This window comes from Primorskyibacter flagellatus (genome assembly GCF_900176485.1).
Classification (GTDB): Bacteria; Pseudomonadota; Alphaproteobacteria; order Rhodobacterales; family Rhodobacteraceae; genus Primorskyibacter; species Primorskyibacter flagellatus.
This window is the reverse complement of sequence record NZ_FWYD01000014.1, coordinates 1-25118: the sequence shown is the minus strand read 5'-3', so window position 1 is coordinate 25118 and position 25118 is coordinate 1. Positions and strand designations below refer to the sequence as shown.

The window sequence follows — 25118 nt, the reverse complement described above, 5'->3', positions numbered from 1 at the left end:
TGAGCGCCGTCAAACCTTCGTTCAGAAGATCCGGAAAAGCCTGTTCTCAGGCCTGTTCTCGTTCAGCGCTGTGCCTGCTTGCCGTGGAAATAGTTGGAGGGGCCGGTGCGCCTGAAATCTTCACGGAAATGGGTGGGCTCCGGTCCGGTCTTGCCGGGTTTGACATCCGCAAGATACGCGCCCACCGCCTCGTCCTGGCGGCTGTCGGCCTCCAGCAGGCGCAACTGCGCATGTGCTTCGTCGGTCAGGATCTCGGCTGACGAAAGATCGCGGGTCCAGCTGTCATTGGCGGTCAGGTAAATGACGTCGCCCTCGATCAATGCGTTGGCTGTGACGACCTTTGGGGTGTAGATGCGGGGCATGTCAGGCAAGCTCCTGTTGGGGAATGTCGTTTTGCGCTTCGGCTGCGGCACGAGGTGCCAAGCCGTAGAATGTGAGGGCCGGACCGGTCATGCCGCCACCTGCAAGATCGGCGGGCAGGGTGGCGAGGGTCGAGGACAGAACGCGCTGATCGTGGCGGCTGGCGTTTTCGACCACGGTCACGGGCGTTGCCGGATCCGCGCCGTGCATGATCAGACGGCCTTGAATGAAACGGGCCGATTTCTTGCCCATATAGATGGCGGCAACCTCGCCCGGCTGTGCCAGTGCCCGCCAGTCGTGATCGGCAAAGCCCTTTGTGTCATGGCCGGTCAGAAAACGGACGGAGCTGTTGCGGCCGCGCTTTGTCAGACTTTGCCCGATAGAGGCCACAGCAGCAGACGCCGCAGTGATACCGGGCACGATGTGCCAGCTGACATCTGCGGCATCGCAAGCGTCGATCTCTTCGTCAAGGCGCCCGAACACCGTGGCATCGCCGGATTTCAGGCGCACGACGCGCGCACCCGTCCGGCTATGCGCAACGATCAGCGCATTGATGTCTTCCTGTGTCATCGACGGGCCAAAGCCTTCCTTGCCCGCATCGACCAGCCGCGCGGAGGGATTCACAAGCGCAAGGATCGCCGGGCTGATCAGGCGGTCGTGGATCACGACCTCTGCCTCATCCAGCGCGCGGCGGGCCTTGAGCGTCAGCAGGTCGGGATCGCCGGGGCCGGCCCCCACAAAGGCCACATGACCGAGGCGCGTATCGAGGATGGCTGTCAGGTCAGTTACAGAGCCTTCAGCTTGCGAGGTCCCAAGGCGGTCTTTAGATTCAATGCGCGCCGACTGAGCACTTTCTGCCGCGAGCGTGTCCGCCACCTTTCGCAGGGCAGTGGCGAGGCGCGACAAGGCGCGCTGCATCAGCGGAAGGCTTGCGCGGTTTGGAATAGTCGAAAGATGCATCATGGCGCAGTCCTCGTTCGGGTATGTTTCTTGCCCCCTATATAGGAAAATTTTCCCGATTTTGCCTAGACACCTGGCCCAATAAGGACGAGATGTTCTAACTTGAGGGGCGGGGAGAGAATTTTTCCCGATTTATAGCCGAAAGGTGAAATCATGGCGCGCATGGACGAAACAGACCGGAACATCCTCAGGGCATTGCAGAAGGATGCCAGCCAGTCGCTGGACGATATCGCGAAGGAAGTGGGGTCTTCCAAGACGCCGGTATGGAACCGAATCCGCAAAATGCGCGAAGCTGGCGTGATCGGCAAACAGACCGTCGTGCTGGATGCCGAAGCATTGGGATTCGAAGCGTGTTTCTTTGTCCTGATCCGCACCAGCGAACACGAGGCGGCCTGGCAGCAAGCCTTCCTCAAGGCATTGAAAGAACGTCCGGAAGTGCAGGAGGCGCATCGTCTGGCGGGGGATATCGACTATATCCTGAAAGTCCGGGTCAAGAACGCCCGCGCCTATGACAGCTTTTATCAGGCGCTGATCTCGGAAGTGCGCGTGCATAACGTCACGGCCTTGCTGTCGATGGAGGAAATCAAATCCACCACCGCGTTGCCACTGTGACGGCTTGACCGAATTGGGCGCTTCCGCGCGCTCTTTTTCAGATTGTGGCAGCGTGACGGGCCATTTCAAACGCATCGATCGATGCGGGGCAGGGGATCAAGTGCCGCGGTCCGACAGTCTTACCGATGCGACGCGGCAACGCGGAATCCGCAATTGCCGGTCGAACTGTCCGGGTCGTTTCGGGTGCGCGAATGGACATGGTAACGATCGCAATAGCTGTCGTGGCAGAGGTAAGAGCCGCCGCGCTGCACCCGACCGGTGCCTGAGCCGGGGCCGCGCGGGTCACGGGCGGGGCCAATAGGACGGGTGTCGCCGAACCAGTCCTGCACCCATTCCCAGACATTCCCTGAACAATTATAAAGCCCGTAACCATTTGGCGCGAAAGCATCGACGGGGGCGGTGCCCAGATAACCGTCTTCGGCGATGTTTGTGTGTGGAAACACGCCCTGCCAGATATTCATGGCATGCTGACCTTCGGGCATCATCGCATTGCCCCAGGGAAATTTCATCCGCTCCAGTCCGCCGCGTGCGGCACGTTCCCATTCCGCCTCTTGTGGCAGGCGCAGCCCGGCCCACTTGCAATAGGCGGCGGCGTCGTACCATGCGATGTGGATAGCGGGATGCTTTGGCCGGTCCTCCCAGGACGATCCCGGGCCTGTCGGTGCCGCCCAGGAAGCCCCTTCCACTTGCCGCCACCACGGCAGGCCGGGCGGCGCGTTGGGCCAGCGCGCCGGGTCGTCCAGCAACAAATGAAACACAAAACTCCAGCCCCAGATCTCGGCGACGGTGTGATAGCCCGTCGCTTCGACAAAGCGCGCATAGTCGGCATTCGTCACGGTGGTGGCCGAGATCCGGAAAGGCGAGACACGGACCTTGCGGCGCGGCGCGTCAAGATCGGCCGGATATGTGCTTTTGCGGGCGCCCATTTCGAAGAAGCCGCCGGGGATCTCAATCAGGCGCGCCCGCAATTCGTCCTGCACGGCGGCCGGCGCGACAGGAACCGCGTTCGCATGGGTCATCCAGTCGCGTTGCGCGAGGTTTGCGGCGCTTGGGGTGCAACAGGTGTCGCCTTGCTCGGCTTGGCAAGCGTTCTTGGTTGGTGCGTTGACGCGATTTTCAGTCAAGTAGGCCTCTTGGGGTTCGGAAAGTCGTCGTCGGTGAAACGGCCTGTAACGCTTTGCAAAAGCCCTGTCAGATTTGTCCGTATCGGGGATAAATCTGACCGAAGGATGAATCGCGATGCGTGGAGCGTTTTCGGGCCGAGGGAATGGAAATCCCCGTCAGTCGGCTTGCGTCACAATACGATAGTCTTGCAGTTCATCAGGCACGAAAACGTAAATCTCGTCCGGGGGGGTCAACAAGGCAGGCTGCATGACGCTGAGTTCGATGTTCATTTCTTGCAGAAAGGCCATGACTTCGCCCTGACCGCGCTGGATCGATTCGACAGCGAGAAAGGCTGGCAGAATGGTGTTCTCGCCGAAATAGTGTTGATGCACGCCGACTGAGGCCTCTGGTGCCACGGTTCGGGTGACACCGCCCATCAGGATATAGGGGCAGGCGGACAGGCAGACGGTGCGCCCTGCCATGGTGGTGTCCAGACCGGCCTCGCGGATCGCTCTGCCGATCTGGAGCGCGTCGTCCACGGAGCCGCCCGGTGAATGCAGCGCGATACGCTCTATGTCGGGGTTTGCCTTGAGTGCGTCGGAAAATCGCGCGGCATCGCCTGCAAGGACCGTGCCGGTCACAACAAGGCCGGGCGTGCCGTCTATATCCGTCGGTTCGAACAGCAGGCGCGAGGGCATGTCGGACGGAATGCCGTAAGGCAGCGTTCCCGGCTGGGTCAGGCGCGGTGACGGGTTGAATTTGCGGGTCTGGTCGCCGGGGGCCACGGGCGTGTCAAATTCCGGCTGCTGCGACGGGTTGAACAGGTTTGGTAGGGCCGCGCCCATATCGCCTGCGATCAACAGCACCGCGATGCCGACCTGAAGCGCCAGAATAAGCTGCAATGCGCCTTTCGCGGAGGGGGCAGAAAAACGGGCCGCCGTCACGACCGCGACCTTTCGGGGTCAAGGGGCACGGCATGGGGGCCTTTGCGGTCTTCATCGGTGGGTGTCGGCGTGGCAGAGGGGGGCGGGCCTGCGACGGTTTCGACATCGCGCAAGGCGATGACGGCGGCCCGCAGTTCCGACAGGGTCATGCGGTCCTCGACGGGCACGTTCCTGCGCCCTGTCCGGATGGCACCCTGTGCCACGGCGATGATCAGGACCAGCACGGCCGGCAGCAGATCAATCGCGATGGCACCCGCCCATGAGGGGACAAAATCGCCAGCATATCGGATCACCGCGTCGGCGGCGGAGATCGGCGTATAGGCGGTTTCCTCGGGCGCGGGCAGATGCATGACCTCGCGCGCCGCCTGTTGCAGTGTCTGGGCGCGCTGGCCCAGCACATCCATGACAGAGGTTATGGTGGCCTGCTGGTTGTTGCGTGCATCGGCGCTGCGCCCGTCGAGTTCCGGCAAGACGACGGCCGCGGCCAGATCCGCGGCGGCGCGCTCCACCAAGGGGGCCACCGAGAGCTGCCGCAGAGTGGTGATGATACCCGCCAGCCGCACCGCCTCTTCCGAGAAGATGACCGAGCGCGCCTCGACCGGGCCGGTCTCTACCGTCAACTCGCGCATCCGTTTCAGAATGGCGTTGCCCTCGGAAAAGGCAGAGTCGACAAGACCGGACTGGCTGGCGATCTGGGTCTCCAACCCGGCCAGTTCCGCCGATTTCTGGCGCAGGATGCGAAACACCGCACCGCGCCCGGCAAGCCCCGAAAGGTTGCCCTCTGCCTCTTGCTGGGACAGGTCATCCAGCGTGGTGCGCACCCGGGCCACGTCACGTTCCAGCCCCTGCGCGGCCACGGCCACGGAATGGGATTGCTCCAGAGCGCCCTGATAATCCTGAACAGTGCGCGCCAGATGCTGTTCCACGGCGGCGGACCCGGCCAGGGCGGCGGCGTTCAGCCAGCTGGACATCGCCACGATCGCGCCCGAGCCCAGCAACATGCACAGTACCAGCCCGATCCGGCTGGCGGCCGTCTGCATCGCGGGCAAAAGCCGCATCAGGTAGGACCAGAAGACGAAAATTCCGACAGACACGGCAATCGAATAGGCCGCCGCGGCAAAGAAGCTGAGCGCGCCGGTATTGTCCAGCAGCGAGGAAACCCCGAGATAGGTGTAGATGCCCGACGCTGTCGCCAGCACCCCCAGCGACGTGCCGGTGATCGTGTCGAGCCAGCTCAGATGGCCCTCGATCTCGCGGGCGTCCCGCATTCGCTGGGTCTGTGCCGTCGTGTCGTCTGTCATGTCTCGCGGTTCCTTTGATCGTGGCGCAACCGGCACCGGCCCGTGCATTGATGCAATATGGGCCAAGTTTCGCACAGTACCATAGGCGGCACCTTGCTTGTGCGCCACAGAAGCCTATCTTAAAGATATGTGAACAGGAGTTTCAGATCATGCCAGCGCTCATCCGACTGTATATCACCCAGGTCGCCATCGGTTTCGGTATTTCCGCAGCGTTCGTGGCCGGGCTGTTGTGGTTTGATGTGGCGAATCTGGGCTATCTGGTGGCGCATAGCGATATGGGTCTGCTTGCGGTCGTGATGCTGTGGGTGTTCAACGGCATCGTTTTTGCGGGCGTCCAGTTCGGCATCGCGATCATGCGGATGCAAGAAGACGACGAAGGCCCCAACGGTGGTCGCGGCATGCGGGAATACGCAACGGTGCCTGTCCGGGTGGAACCCCGCAAGCGTCTGCTTTAACAGCCTTTTTCAGGAGATTGCGCCCCGACGTATCGAGGGCGCGAAGTGGCGGGACCGCACCTTCCGTATGGTTATCTCATTCCGGAGGACCTGTTTATACAGGTGGGCGCCAGGTAACCGAACCAGGGTCCGGACAGAGCCAGCTCCCTCGGAATTGCTTAAGGCCACTGGAATGCAACCGTATTACGAGAAGGGCAGTACCCGCCAATCGCAGAGGTAATACGCCCGCACTGTTCCGACAAGGGGTGTCACGAAATATCGTGCCGCTGTCGCGTTCTGTCGGCGCGAGGGCTGTCGTCAGTGAAAATTGCTCAAAAGGCTTGAATTTCGTTCATCTTTTGTTCACAGTTTGGCGATGAAAGATGATCTGCAACCCGGACAGCTTTTGGCGCGTGGCGTGGCGCGGCATCTTCTTGCGCTTGGATTTGTCTCGGTCGAAGAATTCGTGCCCGATCGCGGCTTGCGCGTCGATGTTGCCGCATTGGGACCCAAAGGCGAGCTTTGGGTGATCGAGTGCAAATCCAGCCGGGCGGATTTCATGTGCGATGCCAAGTGGCAGGGCTATCTGCAATGGTGCGACAGGTTCTTCTGGGCGGTCGATCAGGATTTTCCGACAGACCTGCTGCCTGAGGAAACCGGACTGATCATTGCCGATGCCTATGATGCAGAGATTCTGCGTATGGCCCCGGAAGACAGGCTGGCAGGTGCGCGCCGAACGGTGCTGACCCGCAAGATCGCACAACATGCGGCAAGGCGTCTGCAAGGGCTTCGCGATCCGGATGCCGCGATCTGGGGATAGGGGGGCCGGTCAGGCCGTCCGCGTCTGACGCTCAGCGCTTGCCGATGCGCTTGGCGGCTTGTGCAGCGGCGCGGATTTCCTCGGCGATTTCTTCGGCTTCTTCGGGGTCGAAATCCATCGGGATTTCCTTGTCGCCCGCGTAGATGAACAGACGCACCATGCCCTGATCCGTCGGACCGATCTGAAGGTTCGCCTCGATGTCTTTTTCGGTGTTGATGCCCATCGGTTTTCTCCCAGTGATGGCGCGGAGCTAGCGCTTTGCCCGTTGATTTGCAAGCCGGACTCGTTGCGCATCGTGGATCTGTGAGAAGCACAATATCGCAATCTGCCCCAGCGCCATATCGGATGGCGCGTTGAACGCAAGGCAACCGCCGCATGGTCTGCATATTTTGCGGTGCCAGCGGGCGGCACAAGGCGCGGTCGCAAGCCCGGCATACCTTTGATGCCGGCGTTGTCGTATCGTGGGTCTGGATTGATCTGCGAGCGTACGAATTCCTGACCTAAGGGGCTTGCAATCACATCCGCTTGGCGCTATTCCGCCCGCCAGTGCCGCCTTAGCTCAGTTGGTTAGAGCGCTGGATTGTGGATCCAGAGGTCCCCCGTTCAAGCCGGGGAGGCGGTACCATCAACCTTCGCTACGATACTACGATTTGTACGCTTGGGCCACGGCGAGGGGCCGTCGACTGTTGATTGCCAGATCCTTTGCCCGCGCCAGCCCACTTGAAGACTCCTGTTCCGCGCGAGGCACAAAAACGAACATGTGCAGACGGTCCGTTCGCGTCTCCGCTGTTCAAATGGCCAAGCGCCAAAACGCGGGCTGCGCCTGGCAATCGCAATCAGCTATTTTACGGCGGCGGCAAGCGCCTGTCGCAGCACGTCGCGGTCCCCGATGTGGTTTGCAAGGATCAGGATCAGACGCGCGTTGAGCGCATCGCTCTGGGCCTTGGTCAATCCCTCATGCGCGGCCAGAAGGTCGGCATAGACATCATCCGGGCTGTCGATATTCGGTTTCAGGATCAAGGCGCTCATATCTGGCCCTCCATTCCGGTGGCGCGGCGCATGGCTGCGGTGATCTGCTCCGCATCATAGCCGGGGTAGCGCGCCGCGACATGCTGATCCGGTCGGATCAGGTAGACCGCAGTTTCGCTTTCACCCAGATAGCGGGTTTTGATGTGTTCCGTTGGGTCGTCCCCGGTTGAGATTGCGACGCGCGTGAGGGGCAAACCGTCAATATCCAAAACTTCGGGGGCGTCTGTATTTATCGTCAACAGGACAAACGCGCCGCCCAGCCGGGACAAAAGAAACCCATCGCCGAGCGGCGCATCGGGGCAGGGCGATCCGGGGCGGGTACGCTCTGGCCCGTTCAATGCGTCGGGCGAATTCAACGGAGAGTCATCATAGGTGCAAGGCACGGACAGGCGGCCGGAATTCACCATGGGGCGGGCAAATGCGTAATTCTCGCTAAGATCCAGCACGGCGTCGCGGAAAATACGGCTGATCTCCGATTTGGGCGTGATGAAATCGGTCGAACGGGTCGAGTTCAGGATGTTCTCGTCCGCGCCATGCAAGCGTTCCATGTCATAGCTGTCCATCAGGCTTTCGGGTGCTTTGCCGTCAATCACCAGTGCCAGTTTCCACGCGAGGTTGTCGGCGTCCTGCACGCCTGAATTCGCGCCGCGCGCGCCGAACGGGCTGACCTGATGGGCGGAATCTCCGGCAAACAGCACGCGGCCATGCCGGAACCGTTCCATCCTGCGGCATTGGAAGGTGTAGATGCTGACCCATTCCAGTTCGAACTGCGTGTCCTCGCCCAGCATCGCTTTCAGTCGGGGGATGACGTTCTTGGGCTTCTTTTCCTCGGCCTTGTCGATACCCCAGCCCAATTGCAGGTCAATTCGCCAGACACCATCGGGTTGTTTGTGCAGCAGCGCCGACTGCCCCTTGTTGAAATGGGGGTCAAACCAGAACCAACGCTCGGTCGGGAAATCCGCCTGCATGACCACGTCGGCAATCAGGAAATTATCCTCGAACACGCGGCCGACGAAATCCAGCCCCAGCATTGTCCGGCTGGGCGAGCCTGCGCCATCGCAGGCGATCAGCCAATCGGCCTCGACATTGTAGGGGCCTTCGGGGGTGTCCACCTCAAGAGTGACATGGTCGGGCTGGGGGTCGATGGCGGTGACGCGGTTCTTGCCGCGCAGCTCGATCTGCTTGCCTTCGGCCTGAAGCGCACGGACGCGTTCCAGCAGGTGAAGCTCGAAATAGTATTGTTGAAGGTTGATGAATGCCGGGCGCTTGTGACCATCCTCGGGCAGCAGGTTGAAGTCATAGATGCGCCGATCGCCGAAAAACACCTTGCCCTTGCTCCAGATCACACCCTTGTCGACCATGGGCTGGCCGCAGCCCAACCGATCAAGGATTTCCAAGGGGCGTTTGGCAAAGCATATGGCGCGCGAGCCGGAACTGACCCGGTCATTGTCGTCCAGCACCACAACCGGCACGCCCTGTTGCGCGAGATCAATCGCGGTGGCAAGCCCGACCGGCCCCGCACCGATGATGATGACCGAATGACGCAAAGGCGTTGCCGCGTTCTGGTCGGCGCTACGCGCGTAAGGGTAAAGCGCCGTATCGCAGATCTTGGTCATCGCGGTGCTCCCGTTTCTTCGGAAGGTGGGAGGCCCAAGAATGAAGTCTCCCGTGCTTTGGGCCGGCCCAAATCGGGCCGTGCCGACAAGGTCAGCCTTGCAAAGCCTCCCACATCTCGATGTCTCGCTGCGCCGTCCAGATGCGGGGGGTGTCGATGCCGCGTGCCTCGTCATAGGCGCGGGCGACGTTGAAGGGCAGACAATGTTCATAGATCGCGTAATCGGCGAATTTCGGGTCGCATTCGGCGCGCACGGCGTTCCATGCCTCTTTCAGGCTGCCACCCCGCGCGGCGACGCGGGCGGCAGGGATATAGGTGCTTTCGACAAAATCACGGGTGTTTTCCAACGCGGCATTGACCATGTCGCGGCCCAGCAGGGCATCACCGCGCCCCGGCGCAATGGCGTCCAGATCGAAGGACGCGATATTGTCCAGCGTATCGCCCCAGTCGCTGAAATGCCCGTCGCCGCAATAGCAGGCGCTGTGATATTCCACGATGTCGCCGGTGAACATGACGTTCTGATCCGGCACATGCACAACGATGTCCCCCGCCGTATGCGCGCGGCCCAGATGCATCAGATCAACCCGGCGGTTGCCAAGGTAGACGGTCATGGCATCGTTGAAGGTGGTGGTGGGCCAGGTCAGGCCGGGAATGCTCTCATGTCCTTCGAAAAGGCGCGGGAAACGCTGGAATTCACTGTCCCAGTCTTCCTGTCCGCGTTCGACGACCATGGCGCGGGCCTGCTCGCCCATGATGACCTGATCGGCACCATAAGCTGACGCGCCCAGTACGCGCACCGCGTGATAATGGGTCATCACGACATGGCTGATCGGCTTGTCGGTGACCTCGCGCACCTTTTCAATCACCATGTTTGCCAGGCGCGGCGTTGCCTGGGCCTCGACGATCATCACGCTGTCATCGCCGATGATGACGCCGCTATTGGGATCGCCCTCTGCGGTGAAGGCCCACAACCCGTCGCCTACCTCGGTGAAGCTGATCTTCTTTTCGCCCATGTCGCCCTGGGACGCGAATGCCTTGGCCATCAGTGATCCTCTCTTGCACGTCGGAACGCAGGAATTCGTCGGACATGCCAAATGTTATAGTCCCGCCCGAAGCGTCAGGCGGATCAGGTGCTTAGCAAACGGTTCGTGTTGCATTGGTCGCTGCGGCATTGCGCGCCGACCCCGGCAGTGCCATGCTATTGGCGAGGATCGGCCAGCGCAAGGCAGTCGGGATCACGCGCCAGCGGTCTGCCTGCGCGGCATGAGCTTGGTGAGTGACTAAAGCTCAGTCGATATTGTGAATTTAGTCACGCGATCTCTGCTCTGACCGTTTGAACCTTGGGCGAAGGCGCTCTTGACGTGCAGTCGCCGGAATAATGCAACCGTCCCCGCCTTTGTCACGCCAAGGCCCGACAGGCGAGACGGTGCGGACCAGATGTCATGTCCAACGACCATCCTGAAACGCGACTTCTGACTTTGGCAAAGCGTTCCTTCGCGCAAAGATCCGCTGAGCATCATCATTTTGATGCGAAGATTTGGCAGTCGGCGCGGGTGGCTGCGCCGACTGCCGCTTGGTGTCAGTCTACAATCGCAAGCTCTTCGCCATCCCACTGAACCAGGAAGACGTCGGTGCGTGCCGCTCTTTCACTGTCTTCGCCGCCAACAACAAGAAGCCCGCCATCGACCGGGAAAGACCCGCCATAGGCCAGCCCTTCAGGCAATTCACCGACCTGAGTCCACGCGTCGTCTTGCAGCGCGAAAACCTCGGCGGCCCAGTGTTTATCAAGCCCATTGTGGGCATACCAGTTACCGGCTTCGGCTGCGGCCTGCGCGCCAAGGAAGTTGGCACCGCCGGCAACCAGAACGCCCTTGTCGGTCAGAGCGCTGTAGGCTCCGGCAAGGCCTTCCTGCACATCGCTGCCTTCGGGTGCCGGAACCGGGGCCACTTCCGACCATTCTGCCGCATCCGCACCAAAGGTGACGGATTTGACCGCATCAGTGCGCAGCCCCGGCTTGATCTCGCCGTTGACGATCAGGAAGGTTCCGGGCGCGGTTCCAACCACGGCAGAGCCGGTATTCGGCAGTTCGGGATTGGCACCAAGATCGCCCCACGCGTTTGCGGCGGTGTCATAAGTCAAGACCATGTCGTTCCAGCGGTAGTCCTTCGGCTCCATCCCCATGTAGGAATCGACCACCTCATTCCAGGCGTCGGGGTCGGTTTCCTTGTCGATGGCCAGAACCTCGGAAAGATACTTGTCGAAAAGCTCTTTGTTGTAACCGCCGAGAATGGCGATGCGACCACCGGAGAGCGTTACCGCACTGGCACCCAGCAGGCCGACCGGCGTGGTGGTGTCGAGCGTTTCCCAGCTGTCGGCTTCGGGATCATAACGGGTGACCGTTTCGAAGATGATCGGGGATGCCGCATCGGCCGTTGCGTTGCCGGATCCGCTGAAGACATAAAGCGCACCGTTCGATACCGCTGTCGCGGGTTGCGACGGGGCAGGGCCGTCGAATTCGGCAAGTGCTTGCCAGCCGGCGGCGGCGTCATTCAGGTCCAGCGCAAAAACCTGCGTGCCGGCACTGCCCAGACCGACGATCAGTTGGTCGCCAATGCGTTCAGCGATGCCGTTCTTCACGCCGACGGGCAGATCAGGCCAATCCTCGGCCAGTGCAGTTCCGGCCGTCGCGGCGAGAAGGGCAAGCGCGCCTGCTCCACCAAGAATTTGGGTACGTAGTGTCATTGTATAGTTTCCTCCTGTTGTGATGTTCCCGGTGCCCGCGGGCGGTTTTTTTGTTCGGGCAAGAGACGCCTTCAAACCAGCCAGGGCTTGATTTCGGGACGCTCAAGAACAGCGCGCATATGCGCTTCGGCCTTGTCTTCGGACATGCGCAGGGACATGGGCGCGCGCGTCTTGCCACAATCAATGCCAAGGACGCGGAAGGCGGCCTTCATGCCCGGCAGAACGCCAGTATCCAGAAGCGCCTCGACAAAGATCTGAGACGCGTCCTGCAATTGCTGTGCGCGGGGCAGGTCGCCATCGCGCAGCGCTGCATCCAGCGCGACATAAAGCTTGCCGAGGATGTTGTAGGTCGTACCGATGCCGCCATCCGCGCCCAGCACGCCGCCGGTCATGTAAATCTCGTCGAAGCCGAAGAAATAGCTGCTGTCGGGGCGACGGCGGCGCAGCATCGAGAACTTGAACAGATCGGTGGAGGTGAACTTGATCCCGGCGACGTTGGGCAGGTCGAGGATACGCTCCAGCGAGTCCAGCGCGATCGGGCGGCCGGTGCGCACCGGCACCTCGTAGACAATCAGCGGCAGGTCGGTGGCGGCGGCCAGATCCGTGTAATAACCTTCGATCTCGGCATCGCTGAACGGGTAGGAATGCGGCGGCAGGGCCGACAGTGCATGATACCCCAGATCCGAGGCGCGCTTTGCCAGACGGACAGAATCGCGCAGGTTGGGCATGCCGACATGGGCGATCAGTTTTGCGCCGCTCTCCTTGGCGCAATCGGCGACGACCCCCTGCTGTTCGGCCAGTTCATCAACCCCCAGAAGGCCCGATTCGCCGCTGCTGCCACCAACATATAGTCCGGCCAGCCCCTGCCTGAGGACATAGTCGGTCAGGCCGCGCTGGCGCGTCTCGTCGAAGGCCCCGTCATCGGCAAGGCCAGTCATCAGCGCGGCATACATGCCAGTCAGTCGTTCGGTCATCGTTGGGGTCTACCTTTTGCCATGCCGCGCCATTGTGACAAGCCGGGACCCGGCTGGACTGACAAAATCACGGCGTTAATTCATTTCTGGCAATATACGACTGAATTTTAGTTTGACAAGATAATATTCTGGTAATACCAGATGAAGCAAGAGGAGAGACCAGTGGACACTGATGCTGATGATATCCATGCGCCCCGACGCACGCCGGACCTGATCGCCGACACGCTGATCGGCGAGATCCGGGGCGGGGTGTTCGCGCCCGAGGCACCTCTGCCGACAGAGCGCGACCTGTGCGAGCGGTTCTCTGCCTCGCGGCCCACGGTACGCGAGGCGCTGGCCCAGATGCAGATGCGCGGCTATCTCACCGCCGGGGCGGGCAAGCGGCCCCGCGCGACACTTCCGTCCATCGCGACAGTGCTGCGGGGAACCGGCGATCTGATCCGCGAGGTTCTTGGCGATGCCGAAAGCGGCGCGCATCTTGAGCAGATGCGCCAGTTCATCGAAACCGGCGCGGCACGCGAGGCTGCAAAGCGCGCCGATAATATCCAGCTGGCCAAGTTGCAGGCCGCGCTTGAGAAGAACTTCGACGCTGTCGGTACGGCCGATTTTGCGCCGACCGACATCGCGTTCCATCGTGCCCTTGTTTCGGTTGTCGGCAACCCGGTGATCCTGACGCTGCACGACATGTTCGTCAGCACGATGATCGCGCATCGCCCGCCGACGCCTAATCCATTGCGCTATGATCGGATTGCCTATGACGAACATCGCGAGATCTATCAGGCGGTTCTGGATGGCGATGTCGTCACCGCGACCGATGTGATGGATCGACATCTGACCCGGTCCTATCGGGCGCGCCTCAAGGCACCGCAGCTGTCGCCGGAAGCCGGCGGACGCACCACACACTGACAACCGGCGGACCTGTTCGCCATTCATCGAACATCAAGGAGGATATGATGAAACTCAAGACCACTCTTCTCGCCTGTGCGGCGACCCTGGCGCTGGCCGCTCCGGCCATGGCGGAACGTGAGCTGACCTTTGGTCTGCAAGACAACGAAGCCTCGAACGTCTACAAGGGGGCGCAGGAATTCGCGTCCAATCTGGAGGAAATCTCGGGCGGTGAGCTGACCGTGAACCTGTTCCCGTCCTCGACGCTTGGCGACTTCAAGGCGATGGTCGCGCAGCTTCAGGCGGGCGAGCTGGATATGGTCATCACCGGCTATCCCGACATGAGCTATATCATCCCCGAGCTGAACCTGATCGGCGCGCCTTATGTTGCCGACGATTTTGCCCATCTCAAAGACATCATCGCCGGTGACTGGGGTCAGGAAATGTCGGCGAAGTTCGAGGAAAAGGGCGTCCATCTTCTGGATGTCTGGTATTACGGCACCCGTCAGACCACATCGAACCGCGCCATCGAATCCATCGACGATATGGCGGGCCTGCGTCTGCGCACGCCCAACGTGCCCTTCCTGATCGCCTATGCGGAAAACGTCGGCGCGACGCCTGCTCCGGTCGCGTTCGCCGAGGTTTACCTGGCGCTTCAGACCAATCAGGTCGATGCCGAAGAGAACCCGCTGCCCACAATCGAGGCGATGAAGTTCTACGAAGTTCAAAGCCATGTCGCGATGACCAACCATTTCGTCGCCTCGGCGGCGGTGCAGATCTCCGATGATCTGTGGGACAGTCTGAGCGATGACGAAAAGGGCTGGATCACCGAAGCCGTTGCGGCCGGTGGCGAGTTGAACAACAGCCTGACACAGCAGGCCGAGGAAGACTTGATCGCCACCTTTGAAGAGCGCGGCTTGACCATCACCCGCCCCGATCTGGCGCCCTTCCGCGATGCGATGCAGCCCTACTACGACACGCTCGAAGAGCAGTTCGGTGAAGGTGCCATCGCCCGCGTACGCGGCGAATAAGCAATCTTTCTGCGGGCGTTGCGGCGCCCGCAGAAATCATCTGTCCGGAGGGGGCTAGGCCGTTGAAATATCCGCGCAAATACAGCATCGAGGGCATCGTCGCATCGGTGATCTTCATCGTTCTGATCGGTGTCGTGCTGATTCAGGTCTTTGGCCGCACGCCGCTGTTTCGCGGCCCGGTCTGGACGGAAGAAGCCGCGCGCTGGCTTTGGGTCTGGATGGCCTTCATCGGCATCGCCGAGGTCGAGCGTCAGGACGGTCAGCTTAAAATGGCCTTTCTGGCAGAGATGCTGCCCGCTGGCGCCCGCCGCATCCTCTATACCGTGATCGACCTCGTCTATCTGGGCATCGTCGGTCATCTGATCTGGATCGGCTACAAGACCGTCCTGCGGACCTGGGACAATGTCACTGTCACCCTGCCGACAACCGATGCGGTGCTTTACGCTTCCGGCCTTGTCGCCGCCATCCTGATATTCCACCGGATCGTGCGCCGCTTGCTGGGCCGCCGCGATGTCTCTGTCACGCGGGAGCCCACGCTATGATCCTTGCCACCGTCGGTATTCTTTGGCTGATCTTCGTGCTGATCGGTGTGCCCATCGGGATCGCCATGATCTTCGTGTCGATGGGATATTTCTATTACACCGGCATGGGCATCAGCTTTGCCATGCAGCGGATGACGGATGGGCTCAACAGCTTTCCGCTGCTTGCCGTGCCGCTGTTCATTCTGGCGGCGGGTGTGCTGAACTCGGCGGGCATCACCAATCACCTGTTCGGTTTTGCGCGCAGTCTGGTTGGCCATGTCACCGGCGGGCTGGGGCATGTCAACGTGCTGGCGTCGCTGTTCTTTTCCGGCATGTCTGGCTCGGCCTTGGCTGACGCCGGCGGTCTGGGCAAGATGGAGATCGAGGCGATGCGCGACGCGGGCTATGACGACGATTTCGCCGGCGCCGTGACCGCCGCCTCGTCAATGATCGGCCCGCTGGTGCCGCCGTCTATCACCATGGTTTTGTACGGCGTGATCGCCAACGTCTCTATCGGCAAGCTGTTTCTGGGCGGCATCGTTCCGGGGGTCATGTGCGCCGTGGCGCTGATGGTCATGGTCTGGTTCATCGCCCGCAAGCGCGACTACCCGCGCGATCCGCGCAGCTCTGCGGGGGACATCGGCACGCTGTTCGTGAAATCCCTGCCTGCGCTGATGACACCCGTGGTCATTGTCGGCGGCATCTTCTCGGGCCTGTTCTCGCCGACCGAAGCGGCGGCGATCACCGTGCTTTACGCGGTCATGATCGACCTGATTTTTTACCGCGAACTGACCTTCCGCAAGCTGTGGGACTCGATCTACGACACCACGGTCACGTCGGCCTCGATTGCGACGATCGTGGCGGGTGTCGGATTGCTCAGCTTCATCATGGCCCGCGAGCAGGCACCGCAGCAGATCGCGACCTTCTTTCTGTCCATCGCCGACAGCCCGGTCACCTTCCTGATCGCAGTCAATCTGATGATCTTCTTTCTGGGCTGTTTCATCGAGGCGCTGGTGATCCTGCTGGTGGTCGTGCCCATTCTGGTGCCGGTTGCCATGGGCTTTGGCATCGATCCTGTGCATTTCGGCATCATCACCGTGCTGAACCTGATGATCTCGATCCTGACGCCGCCGATGGGCATGGCCCTGTTCGTGGTGGCCCAGGTCGGCGGCATTCCCTATCAGCGTCTGGCAAAGGCGATCCTGCCTTGGCTGATCCCGCCCTTCGTGGTGCTGATCCTGGTCTGCGCCTTCCCGATCCTGTCAACCGGCCTGCCGAGCCTGATGGACTGATGAGCATGACTGTACTTGAAACCTTGCGCGGCGGTCTTGTCGTGTCCTGTCAGCCGGTCGATGACGGACCGATGGATCACCCCGAGATTGTCGCCGCGATGGCCGCCGCGGCCGTGGCGGGGGGCGCGGCCGGTCTGCGGATCGAGGGCGCGGAAAACCTTGCTGCGGTGCGCCCGCGCGTGTCGGTGCCGGTCATCGGGATCCTCAAGCGCGACCTTGACGACAGCCCGGTGCGGATCACGCCCTTTCTTGCGGATGTGCAGGCGTTGGCTGATGCTGGGGCCGACATCATCGCCTATGATGCCACCGACCGGCCCCGCCCGGAATCGACGGCTGCGATCCTTGCCGCGATCCATGCGGCGGGAAAGCTGGCGATGGCCGATTGCTCCAACCTTGAAGATGGCAAGCGGGCGCTGAAGGAAGGGGCCGCGATCCTCGGCACCACACTGTCGGGCTACACCGAGCAGACCGCTGGCCGAAGCGAGGGCGTGGACTATGACCTGATCCGCGCCTTTCACGATCTGGGCGCTTTCGTCATGGCCGAGGGCCGGGTCAACACGCCCGAGCTTGCGGGCAGCGCGATGGCTGCGGGGGCGGATGCGGTCACGGTCGGCACGGCCCTGACGCGGCTGGAACATGTCACCGGCTGGTTCCATGATGCGGTTGCACAGGCTGTCGCACGGACTGTCGAGACGCAGTAATGCAGAACATGCCGCGCAACACCCTGACAGGATTTGCCGCCGATCTGGGCGGCACAAAGATCGCCGCCGCGCGGATTGAGCAAGGCGTCGTGGCCGAACGCCTGATCACGCCGACCGATGCCGCCGCCGATCCCGATGCGCAGATCGCGGCGATCCGGACCCTGCTGGACAGGCTTGGCCACGCAAGCGGCGCGCCTCTGGGCGTCGCCGTTGCCGGGCGGGTCGACAGCGCGGGGTCGTGGCACGCCGTCAATCGCGGCACGCTGCCTGCCATCCTTGGCTTTGCGCTGGAACAGGCTTTGGTGCGCGATCTGGGGGCTGCGACATGTCTGAACGATGCCGCTGCCGCCGCCTTGGCCGAAGGCCTGTTCGGCGCGGGAAGCCGCAGTAACAGCTTTGCGTATCTTACCGTGTCCACCGGTGTCGGCGGCGGGCTGGTCATCGCGAACCGTCTGATTGCCAGTGAGAACGGGTTGGCCGGGCATGTCGGCTTTGTCTCCAGCCGTCACGCCAGCGGGCCCTGCGGCAGTGGTCGCATGGCAACTGTCGAAAGCATTGCGGGCGGGCGCGGTATCGCCGCTGCCGCTGCGGCTGCCGGTCACGCCGATACGGACGCGCGCGCGGTGTTTGCGGCAGCGGCCAAGGGGCAAGACTGGGCCGACCGGATCATCGCAACCTCGGCCAGCGCCGTGGCGACCCTGATCGGCGATCTTACAGCCATTCTGGGACTCGACACCGTGGCGATGGGCGGCAGCATCGGGCTGGCGCCGGGATATATCGACCGCGCCCGTGCCGCGCTGGCCGAAGAGCCTGCGCTGTTCCGCCCGCGCCTTGTGCCCGCAACGCTTGGCCATGACGCGCCGCTGATCGGCGCGCTGGCGGCACATCTGAGAAAGGAAAGCCCATGAAGGTCCTGATCCTTCCCGACGAACAGGCGGCCATGCAGCGTGCCGCCGATATTGTGGCACGCACCGTGACTGCGACACCCGACGCCGTTCTGGGGCTGGCAACCGGCGGCACCATGCTGCCGCTCTACGAGGCGCTTGCGCAGCGCCACCGCGAGGACGGGCTTTCGTTTGCAAAAACGACCAGCTTCAACCTCGACGAATATATCGGCCTGGCGCCGGATCATCCCTGCTCTTATCACAGCTATATGCAGGAGGCGTTCTTCCGCCATGTCGATATCGACCCGGCGCGCGCGCATCTGCCGAAAGGCGATGCCCCCGATCCGCAGGCGGCCTCGCTTGAATACGAGGCGTTGATCGCGGCCGCGGGCGGCATTGATCTGCAACTTCTGGGGATCGGGCAAAACGGACATATCGGCTTTAACGAGCCGACCGCCAGCCTTGGATCGCGCACGCGGGTTAAGACGCTGACGACAAGCACCCGTCGCGCCAACCAGCGCTACTTTGCATCCTTCGAAGACACGCCGCGCTACGCCATAACCATGGGCGTCGCCACCATCCTCGCCTCCAGGGCCTGTGTGCTGCTCGCCACCGGAGAGGCCAAGGCCGACGCCGTCCTGCGCATGGTCGAGGGGCCGCTAAGCGCCGCCTGTCCGGCCTCGGCGTTGCAGCTTCATGCCTCCGCGACGGTGATACTCGACGAAGCGGCGGCGGGTGCGCTGACCTTCACGGATTATTATGAAAACGTGCATCCGGGAGGACGCGACAGTGCCTTCGACTGAGCCCGCACATCCGCAACGCGTCTTCGCTCATCAGCTTTACGACGGGATCTGCGCCGATCTGCGCCCCGACCGGATCATCGAGATGGCCGACGGGCAGATCACGGCTGTCCGGGCCGCGACCGCGCGCGATGCGCAGGACCGCTCTGTCGTCGAGTTCGATCTGGTAGCGCCCGGCTTCATCGACCTTCAGATCAACGGGGCAGGGGACACGCAGTTCAACTTCGAGCCGAATCCCGCGGCGCTCCGCCGGATCGCGGCGGGCGCGCGGCAGGGCGGCACCGCCTATATCCTGCCCACGTTCATAACCGCAGCGGGGCGCGATTACGGTCGCGCGATCAGCGCCGTGCAGGAGGCCATCGCCCAAGGCGTGCCGGGTATAATCGGGCTGCATCTTGAAGGCCCGTTCCTTTCACATGCGCGCCCCGGCATCCACGACCCGAGCGCCATCCGCGCCATGGATGCCGAGGATCTGGACCGGCTGACCGCCGCGCGGACCGGCGCGCTGCTGCTGACTGTCGCGCCCGAAAGCCTGCCCGCGGGAGCCTTGCCGCGCTTAACCGCGGCCGGCATCCGCGTCTTTGCCGGGCATAGCGAGGCCAGTGCCGACCAGATCGCGCAGGCCGAGGCCGAGGGCTTGGTCGGCGTCACGCATCTGTTCAACGCAATGTCCCAGATGACCGGGCGCGAACCGGGGGTGGTGGGGGCCACGCTCGCCTCGCGCAGCCTGTTTGCCGGAATCATCGCGGACGGGCATCACGTCGATTGGCGCAACGTCGCGACCGCAGCCCGGCTGATGCCGGACCGGCTGTGCCTGGTGACCGACGCAATGCTGACCCTCGCGGGCCAACTGACCGGGTTCGAACTGCACGGCGAGACGATCGAGCTGCGCGGCAGCCGGCTGACAAACAAGACCGGCCGTCTGGCCGGCGCGCATATCAGCATGATCGACAGCATCCGCAACATCATGCAACATGCGGGTCTGGGTTTGACCGACGCCCTGAGAATGGCGACGGCAAACCCAGCTCGCGCACTGGGCAAGGCCGGAGAGATCGGAACGGTGCAACCGGGCGCGCGTGCGACACTCACCTGCCTGACACAAAGCTTGGACGTGGCCGCGGGTATGACCGATGGTCTGTTGCTGGATTTCGACAACGGCTGATCCCGAGGTTGACACCGAATGTCTATGGGCGCGGATTGACAAACCGGTGCCGGAACGCGATCTTTTGGGCGGCGCGCCCGGCAAAACAGGTTTGTTTCCGGAGGCGCGTCAATGGCATGGTGCAATCATCGGCAGAGCGTCCCCGGGGCAAGCTGATCTGCTCGGTATTGACCGCGATAATCTGTCTTGCAGACCGTGCCCGCTCCGTGGACATGACTTGACGCTGATGCGGTGGATTGACCAACCGCACATAGAAGCTCCGTCAGCGCACCGCGGAATGATGAACCGTCTGCTTTCAGCAAAAAGCTTCACAGCCGGACGTCTGCGTGTCGCGACCTGCATGGAAATGCATCGGTGTCGGTGCGCTCTATCGCTAGCCGGAATTAAGCGCATGATACAGGCTACATGAACCGGTGCCCTCTGGTGTCGAACCTCGGATCAAACGGGACGGCGGTTGGGGGTCGTGGCCTGAAGCAGGCACGATCAATCACTCTTTAGGCACATCACAGCAGGGGGCGCAGGCTTGCTCAAGATGCGCGGTGACCTCACCCCCTACAAATGTATATCTGGACCTTGGACGTCATAGTCAGGTCGCTTCATCCTCAATCAGGTCCATCAGAGGCCGGGACTGCACAACCGGCAAGAATTTAGAGGGTTGCGAGCCGTGAGTAAGCCGTGCTAAGCGCCCGTCACGGAGCGGTGGCCGAGTGGTCGAAGGCGCACGCCTGGAAAGTGTGTAGGCGGGAGACCGTCTCCAGGGTTCGAATCCCTGTCGCTCCGCCACTACCACATTTTTCGAGATTTGAATGGGTCGCCTTGGGCGACCTTTTCTCTTTGTATCGTTGGGCTTGTCCGCGTTTGCCGCTTTCCTTGAGTTTCTTTCGATGATGCCTATACTCATTCCTTGAGTGGTAGATAATGTGGTATTTTTAATGGCGTTGACTGGCAAGCTGACTAAGAAGCTGGTGGAGAACCTCGGGCCGGGGCGGCATGGCGATGGCGGCGGGCTTTATCTGGTGGTGGACCCTTCGGGGGCGCGGCGCTGGATCGTTCGCGTTGTGGTCAGAGGCCAGAAGAACAAGAAGGGCGCACCGTTGCGCACTGACTTTGGTTTGGGCGGCGCTGACATTGTTACGCTCAATCAAGCACGCGACCGGGCGCTGGAATATCGGCGCATGGCAAAGCAGGGGTTGAACCCGCGTTTTAACGCCAAACGTGAAGTGCCGACCTTTGAGGAGTTCGCCAAACAGGTTCACATCGACCGGATGCCGACCTGGAAGAACGTCAAGCATGGCCAGCAATGGATCAACACTCTGCGCGACTATGCCTTCCCCAAGATCGGGCGGATGCCGATTGATAGCGTGGATCAGCCCGAGGTGATGATGTGCCTTGCGCCGATCTGGACCGAAAAACACGAAACGGTGAAGCGTCTAGCGCAACGGATCAAGACGGTGCTGGACGTGGCGCGTTCCAAGGGCTTCCGATCTGGTGAGAACCCCGTGACCGCGATCAAGGACGCCCAAGCTCTGCCCAAAGTAAAAGCCAAGGTGAAACACCATAATGCAATGCGTTGGCAGGACGTGCCTGCTTTCTACGCTGACCTGAAAACCCGCGACGCGATGGCGGCGAGGGCGTTGATGTTCACCTGCCTGACCGGATCAAGGACAGGCGAGGCGCTGGGCCTGCGGTGGGAAGAAATCGACTTTGACGCGCGGCTTTGGACCTGTCCCGCGATCCGCATGAAGACGGGCGAGGATCACCGGGTGCCACTGACCGATGAAATGCTAGCAATCATCGAGCCGTTGAAGGCGATGCAATCTGAATATGTGTTTGAAGGTCAGAAGCGGCACAAACCGTTGTCGAATATGTCGATGCTGATGCTGTTGCGACGGATGCAGGTCGAAGGCGTCACGGTACATGGTTTTAGGTCAACATTCCGGGATTGGGCGTCCGAAGTGGCCAATGTGCCTCGTGAGGTTGCTGAAATGAGCCTTGCGCATACGGTCGGATCTAATGTCGAGCGAGCATATGCGCGGTCTGATCTCTTGGAAAAGCGACGTGCGCTTATGGATCGCTGGTCTGAATATGTGTCGGCAAGCCATGGGAATATTGTTGACCTGGTCGCGGGTGCTGGCAAATGAAGTGCCGAAAGGCTGTGATTGTTACGCCTTCTGTGAAGTTCCCAATTGAAAGCAATGGAGCAAAACCTGTTGAACGTTCAAAAGGTCTAAGTAGAGTAACCTTATGAAACAAGACCCCACCCTGAATGAACAGCTGAACAAGGTCGTCGAGCCCTTTCGAACGGGTGGCGGGTGGGGCCTTGGCTCTGATTATTTTACGGCTTTCGACACGACGAAACCTAACTTTCACGATAGTAAGGCCGAGTTTCTGGAGGAAAAACAGCTTGTTCAAGACGGATTGAATAACGCCGATCAACTGATCCGCTTTTTGCTGTCTGCGGTAGGACGCGAGGATGAGCGTAACGATACTGCCGAACGGATTTGTAATATAGCGGCGCGTCAAAGCCGGTTGCGACTAAAGGATCTTCCCATCAGTGGCGTTAGCGACTTAGTGAGAAAAAATGCGTCCGAGGTTGGCCTTCCAATCACCTCCGCGTTTGTTCTCTTGGATCTGCGCACTGAGTTCCATAAAAGATTACAAGAGCTTGAAGATCAGGAGCGGGAATATTGGAGCGGAAGCTCACGCCCTCCTAATCACTATGCACGAACCATCGCACTGCGGTTTGCGCGATTTATTGCGGGCGAAAGTGGGCAGAAGCCAACCATTGGAACGTCACGTGACGGGGATCACCCGTCAACTGATTACGGGCGCGCGCTTGAGGAAGTATTTCGGATTCTAGGCATCCGTGCCAACTTCAAGCGGGCTGGCATGTGGGCAATCGACCAGTTGACCGGTGAAGACCTACAGCCCAGAAAAAACATGCTTGGTGGATTATTTGGACTGTCATCCGATGACGACGGTGGTTGGCGAAGTCATGACGATAGTGCGTCCAATAAACACCCAAAAGGTGTGAAACGATAGATCTTTCGTCACCTTGAATGCGGCACTTCTTCCCTTGTTTTCAATAGCATCAAACCTGCTTCAGAATCCTCGGTAGCAATTGAAGAGGGCTGAACAATGGCAAGCTTATTTGAAAACAACCGCAACTACGTGCTTGGCGACAACGAACTGAACCTGATCGGCGACCGGGACAAGCTGGCTCAGTGGCGTCACAAGGGCATGGGCCCGGCGTTCTACCGCTTGGGTCGCAAGATCATCTATCGCGGCGCTGATCTGAACGCATGGGCTGAGGCAAACCGGGTCGATCCAGCGAAGGCGGGGCGAGACTGATGGCCAAGCGTGTTTCGGCGCGCGGGGTCAAGATACATCGCCAGTACACCTATGACAGCGCCGCCGATGCGGTGGGCGTCACGCCCCACACGGTCCGGGCATGGCGACCGGCGGGGCTTGCGGTGCTGGACAGCCAAAAGCCGCACCTGATCCTTGGCCGTGAACTCAAGCGTTTCCTCGAAAGTCGGCTGCCAAAGACGTCCCGCAAGCTAGCACCGGATGAGTTCTATTGCATGTCGTGCCGCGCCCCGCGTGCACCCTATGGAGCCATGGCGGACTATGAGCCTTTCAACCCCGCGCGGGGCAGGCTGATGGCGTTGTGCGGGGTCTGTGAGACACCTTGCAACAAGTTCGTCTCGCTCAAGATGCGCGATGAACTGGCGCAGTTCCTGGCCATCGCCACACGCCATAGCTGCTGACCCTAAGAGAACCCCACAACCCTAGCGTAAAACACCACTTCCGGCGGGCCGCTGAATCCGGCGGAAATGACAGGAAAAACAAGGGTCAAAGAAAGGATCGGACCATGGCGAACTATATCGAGGAAAACGAGCGTATCAAACACGACTACGCCACCTATCTGCGCCACGCCAAAGGTCAGGACGAGAAGTCTATCGATAAGGTGATGGCCGCAATCCGGCAGTTCGAGGACAGCACGAAAACCAAGGCGTTCAAGAAATTCCATCGTCAGCAGGCAGCGGATTTCAAGGCCTACCTGGCCAGGCAAAAGAACGCAAAGACCGGCAAGCCGCTGGCCTTTTCGACGGTCGATGCCACCTTGCGGCTGGTCAAAGGGTTCTTTCACTGGTTGGTCAGCCGTCCAGGGTTCAAGCGGGTGCTGACCTATCCGGACGTCGAGTATTTCAACAACACGCTCAAGGCGGGCAGGGTGGCACATACCCAACGTGAAATCCCCTATCCGTCCATGCAGCAGGCCGCCCATGCGTTTCAGGCGATGCCGTTCGAGACGGAGTTCGACAAACGCGACAAGGCGCTGTTCGCGTTTTTCATGCTGACCGGCGCGCGCGATGGCGCGGTGGCGTCGCTGAAGCTGAAACACGTCAACGTTGATCTGGGCCATGTGTTTCAGGATGCGCGCGAGGTGAATACCAAGGGCGCGAAAACCATCATGTGCCAGTTCTTCCCGGTCGATCCCGTATATCGCGCGTGCTTCACAGAATGGGTGAGGTTTCTGCGGGATGACAAACTGTTCGGGCCAGACGACGCGCTGTTTCCCAAGGCCAAGACGGGCTATGTGCCGGGACAAGGGCTTTGCAATTTGGGACTGGCGCGCGAAGGCTATGCCAATGCGTCGCCGCTCAATGCGATCATTCGGGGCGCTTTTGCCAATGTCCAACTCCCTCAGTTCACGCCGCACGCCTTCCGCAAGACACTGACCAAATACGGCGATGAAATCAGCAAGACGATGGAGCAACGCAAGGCATGGTCGATGAACCTCGGCCACGAGAGCCTTGCTGTTACGGTCAATTCCTATCTGCCTGTTGTCTGACGTCAGCACCTATGGGACAGATATGGCGATTTGAACAACGGAGGGTTTCTGGTTCATCGTAGCCTTTAAGGAGCGAAGATGAACAAGA

General features: G+C 61.1%; 26 protein-coding genes, 2 tRNA genes, 1 other RNA gene and 1 pseudogene. 18 read left to right on the top strand and 12 right to left on the bottom strand.

All coding sequences use genetic code 11. The features are described from left to right. Positions 1-62 precede the first annotated feature (62 nt). Both B8991_RS14780 and cobA read right to left on the bottom strand, forming a co-directional pair. The gene (locus tag B8991_RS14780) at positions 63-362 is read right to left on the bottom strand and encodes a DUF2849 domain-containing protein (RefSeq protein WP_084353770.1); all 300 of its coding nucleotides are present in this window, start codon (positions 360-362) and stop codon (positions 63-65) included. A gap of 1 nt (position 363) precedes the next feature. Then, positions 364-1122: pseudogene (gene cobA, locus B8991_RS14775) on the bottom strand (uroporphyrinogen-III C-methyltransferase); the annotation flags it as partial. 351 nt (positions 1123-1473) lie between these two features. Here cobA and B8991_RS14770 point away from each other — a divergent pair. Beyond that, positions 1474-1932 carry an Lrp/AsnC family transcriptional regulator gene (locus B8991_RS14770; RefSeq protein ID WP_084353769.1) on the top strand — a complete coding sequence of 153 codons (459 nt, stop codon included), beginning with the start codon at positions 1474-1476 and terminating at the stop codon, positions 1930-1932. A 119-nt stretch (positions 1933-2051) separates the two neighbouring features. Here the strand turns inward: B8991_RS14770 and B8991_RS14765 are convergent, their stop codons facing one another. The 3 genes from B8991_RS14765 to B8991_RS14755 all read right to left on the bottom strand — a co-directional run bounded on the left by B8991_RS14765 (position 2052) and on the right by B8991_RS14755 (position 5281). Further along, entirely contained in the window at positions 2052-2951 is a 900-nt protein-coding gene (locus B8991_RS14765; protein WP_084353768.1) for a formylglycine-generating enzyme family protein, read from the bottom strand. 261 nt (positions 2952-3212) lie between these two features. Next, complete coding sequence (locus B8991_RS14760; RefSeq protein WP_084353767.1) at positions 3213-3980, bottom strand: COG3904 family protein; 768 nt, start codon at positions 3978-3980, stop codon at positions 3213-3215. Then, entirely contained in the window at positions 3977-5281 is a 1305-nt protein-coding gene (locus tag B8991_RS14755) for a hypothetical protein (RefSeq protein WP_084353766.1), read from the bottom strand. The genes B8991_RS14760 and B8991_RS14755 overlap by 4 nt, the downstream gene beginning before the upstream one ends. Before the next feature lie 149 nt (positions 5282-5430). Here B8991_RS14755 and B8991_RS14750 point away from each other — a divergent pair, with 149 nt between their 5' ends. Beyond that, positions 5431-5736: a hypothetical protein gene (locus tag B8991_RS14750; RefSeq protein WP_084353765.1), complete on the top strand. Its 306-nt coding sequence runs from the start codon at positions 5431-5433 to the stop codon at positions 5734-5736. 47 nt (positions 5737-5783) lie between these two features. On the opposite strand, the gene ssrS is transcribed toward B8991_RS14750, so the two are convergent. Next, a non-coding RNA gene (gene ssrS / locus B8991_RS22395) (6S RNA) lies at positions 5784-5940 on the bottom strand. Positions 5941-6091: 151 nt separating this feature from the next. On the opposite strand from ssrS, the gene B8991_RS14745 reads away from it, so the two are divergent. After that, positions 6092-6535, top strand: a complete 444-nt coding sequence (locus tag B8991_RS14745; protein ID WP_084353764.1) for an MmcB family DNA repair protein — start codon at positions 6092-6094, stop codon at positions 6533-6535. Between the two features lie 31 nt (positions 6536-6566). Here B8991_RS14745 and B8991_RS14740 read toward each other — a convergent pair whose 3' ends face one another. Beyond that, on the bottom strand, positions 6567-6758 hold the full coding sequence (locus tag B8991_RS14740; protein WP_084353763.1) for a DUF6324 family protein: 192 nt from the start codon (positions 6756-6758) through the stop codon (positions 6567-6569). Between the two features lie 325 nt (positions 6759-7083). On the opposite strand from B8991_RS14740, the gene B8991_RS14735 reads away from it, so the two are divergent. Next, a tRNA-His gene (locus tag B8991_RS14735) sits at positions 7084-7160 on the top strand. A gap of 215 nt (positions 7161-7375) precedes the next feature. On the opposite strand, the gene B8991_RS14730 is transcribed toward B8991_RS14735, so the two are convergent. From B8991_RS14730 to B8991_RS14710, 5 genes are all read right to left on the bottom strand, one after another. Beyond that, positions 7376-7564 carry a DUF2783 domain-containing protein gene (locus tag B8991_RS14730; protein WP_084353762.1) on the bottom strand — a complete coding sequence of 63 codons (189 nt, stop codon included), beginning with the start codon at positions 7562-7564 and terminating at the stop codon, positions 7376-7378. Then, positions 7561-9180, bottom strand: a complete 1620-nt coding sequence (locus B8991_RS14725; RefSeq protein WP_084353761.1) for an FAD-dependent oxidoreductase — start codon at positions 9178-9180, stop codon at positions 7561-7563. Before B8991_RS14725 ends, B8991_RS14730 begins: the two co-directional genes overlap by 4 nt. A gap of 91 nt (positions 9181-9271) precedes the next feature. Beyond that, a complete protein-coding gene (locus tag B8991_RS14720) occupies positions 9272-10222 on the bottom strand; it encodes an MBL fold metallo-hydrolase (RefSeq protein WP_084353760.1) in 951 nt (316 codons plus the stop codon). Positions 10223-10758: 536 nt separating this feature from the next. After that, the gene (locus B8991_RS14715; RefSeq protein WP_084353759.1) at positions 10759-11922 is read right to left on the bottom strand and encodes an N-acetylneuraminate epimerase; all 1164 of its coding nucleotides are present in this window, start codon (positions 11920-11922) and stop codon (positions 10759-10761) included. Between the two features lie 71 nt (positions 11923-11993). Continuing rightward, positions 11994-12896, bottom strand: coding sequence for a dihydrodipicolinate synthase family protein (locus B8991_RS14710; RefSeq protein ID WP_084353758.1), 903 nt, complete (start codon positions 12894-12896; stop codon positions 11994-11996). A 162-nt stretch (positions 12897-13058) separates the two neighbouring features. Here B8991_RS14710 and B8991_RS14705 point away from each other — a divergent pair, with 162 nt between their 5' ends. The 14 genes from B8991_RS14705 (at position 13059) to B8991_RS14635 (ending at position 25030) form a co-directional block, all read left to right on the top strand. Further along, positions 13059-13802: an FCD domain-containing protein gene (locus B8991_RS14705; RefSeq protein ID WP_235866643.1), complete on the top strand. Its 744-nt coding sequence runs from the start codon at positions 13059-13061 to the stop codon at positions 13800-13802. A 47-nt stretch (positions 13803-13849) separates the two neighbouring features. After that, entirely contained in the window at positions 13850-14812 is a 963-nt protein-coding gene (locus tag B8991_RS14700; protein ID WP_084353756.1) for a DctP family TRAP transporter solute-binding subunit, read from the top strand. A 62-nt stretch (positions 14813-14874) separates the two neighbouring features. Continuing rightward, positions 14875-15354 carry a TRAP transporter small permease gene (locus B8991_RS14695; protein ID WP_084353755.1) on the top strand — a complete coding sequence of 160 codons (480 nt, stop codon included), beginning with the start codon at positions 14875-14877 and terminating at the stop codon, positions 15352-15354. Beyond that, positions 15351-16625 carry a TRAP transporter large permease gene (locus B8991_RS14690; RefSeq protein WP_084353754.1) on the top strand — a complete coding sequence of 425 codons (1275 nt, stop codon included), beginning with the start codon at positions 15351-15353 and terminating at the stop codon, positions 16623-16625. The genes B8991_RS14695 and B8991_RS14690 overlap by 4 nt, the downstream gene beginning before the upstream one ends. Before the next feature lie 5 nt (positions 16626-16630). Then, positions 16631-17326: an N-acetylmannosamine-6-phosphate 2-epimerase gene (locus tag B8991_RS14685; RefSeq protein ID WP_084353821.1), complete on the top strand. Its 696-nt coding sequence runs from the start codon at positions 16631-16633 to the stop codon at positions 17324-17326. An 8-nt stretch (positions 17327-17334) separates the two neighbouring features. Then, positions 17335-18234 (top strand): ROK family protein, encoded by a 900-nt coding sequence (locus tag B8991_RS14680; RefSeq protein ID WP_084353820.1) that lies wholly within the window; start codon positions 17335-17337, stop codon positions 18232-18234. Further along, positions 18231-19013, top strand: a complete 783-nt coding sequence (gene nagB, locus B8991_RS14675; protein WP_084353753.1) for a glucosamine-6-phosphate deaminase — start codon at positions 18231-18233, stop codon at positions 19011-19013. Before B8991_RS14680 ends, nagB begins: the two co-directional genes overlap by 4 nt. Then, positions 19000-20172, top strand: coding sequence for an N-acetylglucosamine-6-phosphate deacetylase (gene nagA, locus B8991_RS14670; RefSeq protein WP_179141508.1), 1173 nt, complete (start codon positions 19000-19002; stop codon positions 20170-20172). The genes nagB and nagA overlap by 14 nt, the downstream gene beginning before the upstream one ends. Before the next feature lie 693 nt (positions 20173-20865). Then, positions 20866-20955: transfer RNA gene (locus B8991_RS14660), tRNA-Ser, on the top strand. A gap of 149 nt (positions 20956-21104) precedes the next feature. After that, entirely contained in the window at positions 21105-22313 is a 1209-nt protein-coding gene (locus B8991_RS14655) for a tyrosine-type recombinase/integrase (protein ID WP_084353750.1), read from the top strand. A 103-nt stretch (positions 22314-22416) separates the two neighbouring features. Next, positions 22417-23214, top strand: coding sequence for a hypothetical protein (locus B8991_RS14650; protein WP_084353749.1), 798 nt, complete (start codon positions 22417-22419; stop codon positions 23212-23214). 96 nt (positions 23215-23310) lie between these two features. After that, entirely contained in the window at positions 23311-23523 is a 213-nt protein-coding gene (locus B8991_RS14645; RefSeq protein WP_084353748.1) for a MerR family transcriptional regulator, read from the top strand. Beyond that, the gene (locus B8991_RS14640) at positions 23523-23942 is read left to right on the top strand and encodes a hypothetical protein (protein WP_084353747.1); all 420 of its coding nucleotides are present in this window, start codon (positions 23523-23525) and stop codon (positions 23940-23942) included. Before B8991_RS14645 ends, B8991_RS14640 begins: the two co-directional genes overlap by 1 nt. A gap of 104 nt (positions 23943-24046) precedes the next feature. Next, on the top strand, positions 24047-25030 hold the full coding sequence (locus B8991_RS14635; protein ID WP_084353746.1) for a tyrosine-type recombinase/integrase: 984 nt from the start codon (positions 24047-24049) through the stop codon (positions 25028-25030). Positions 25031-25118 lie beyond the last annotated feature (88 nt).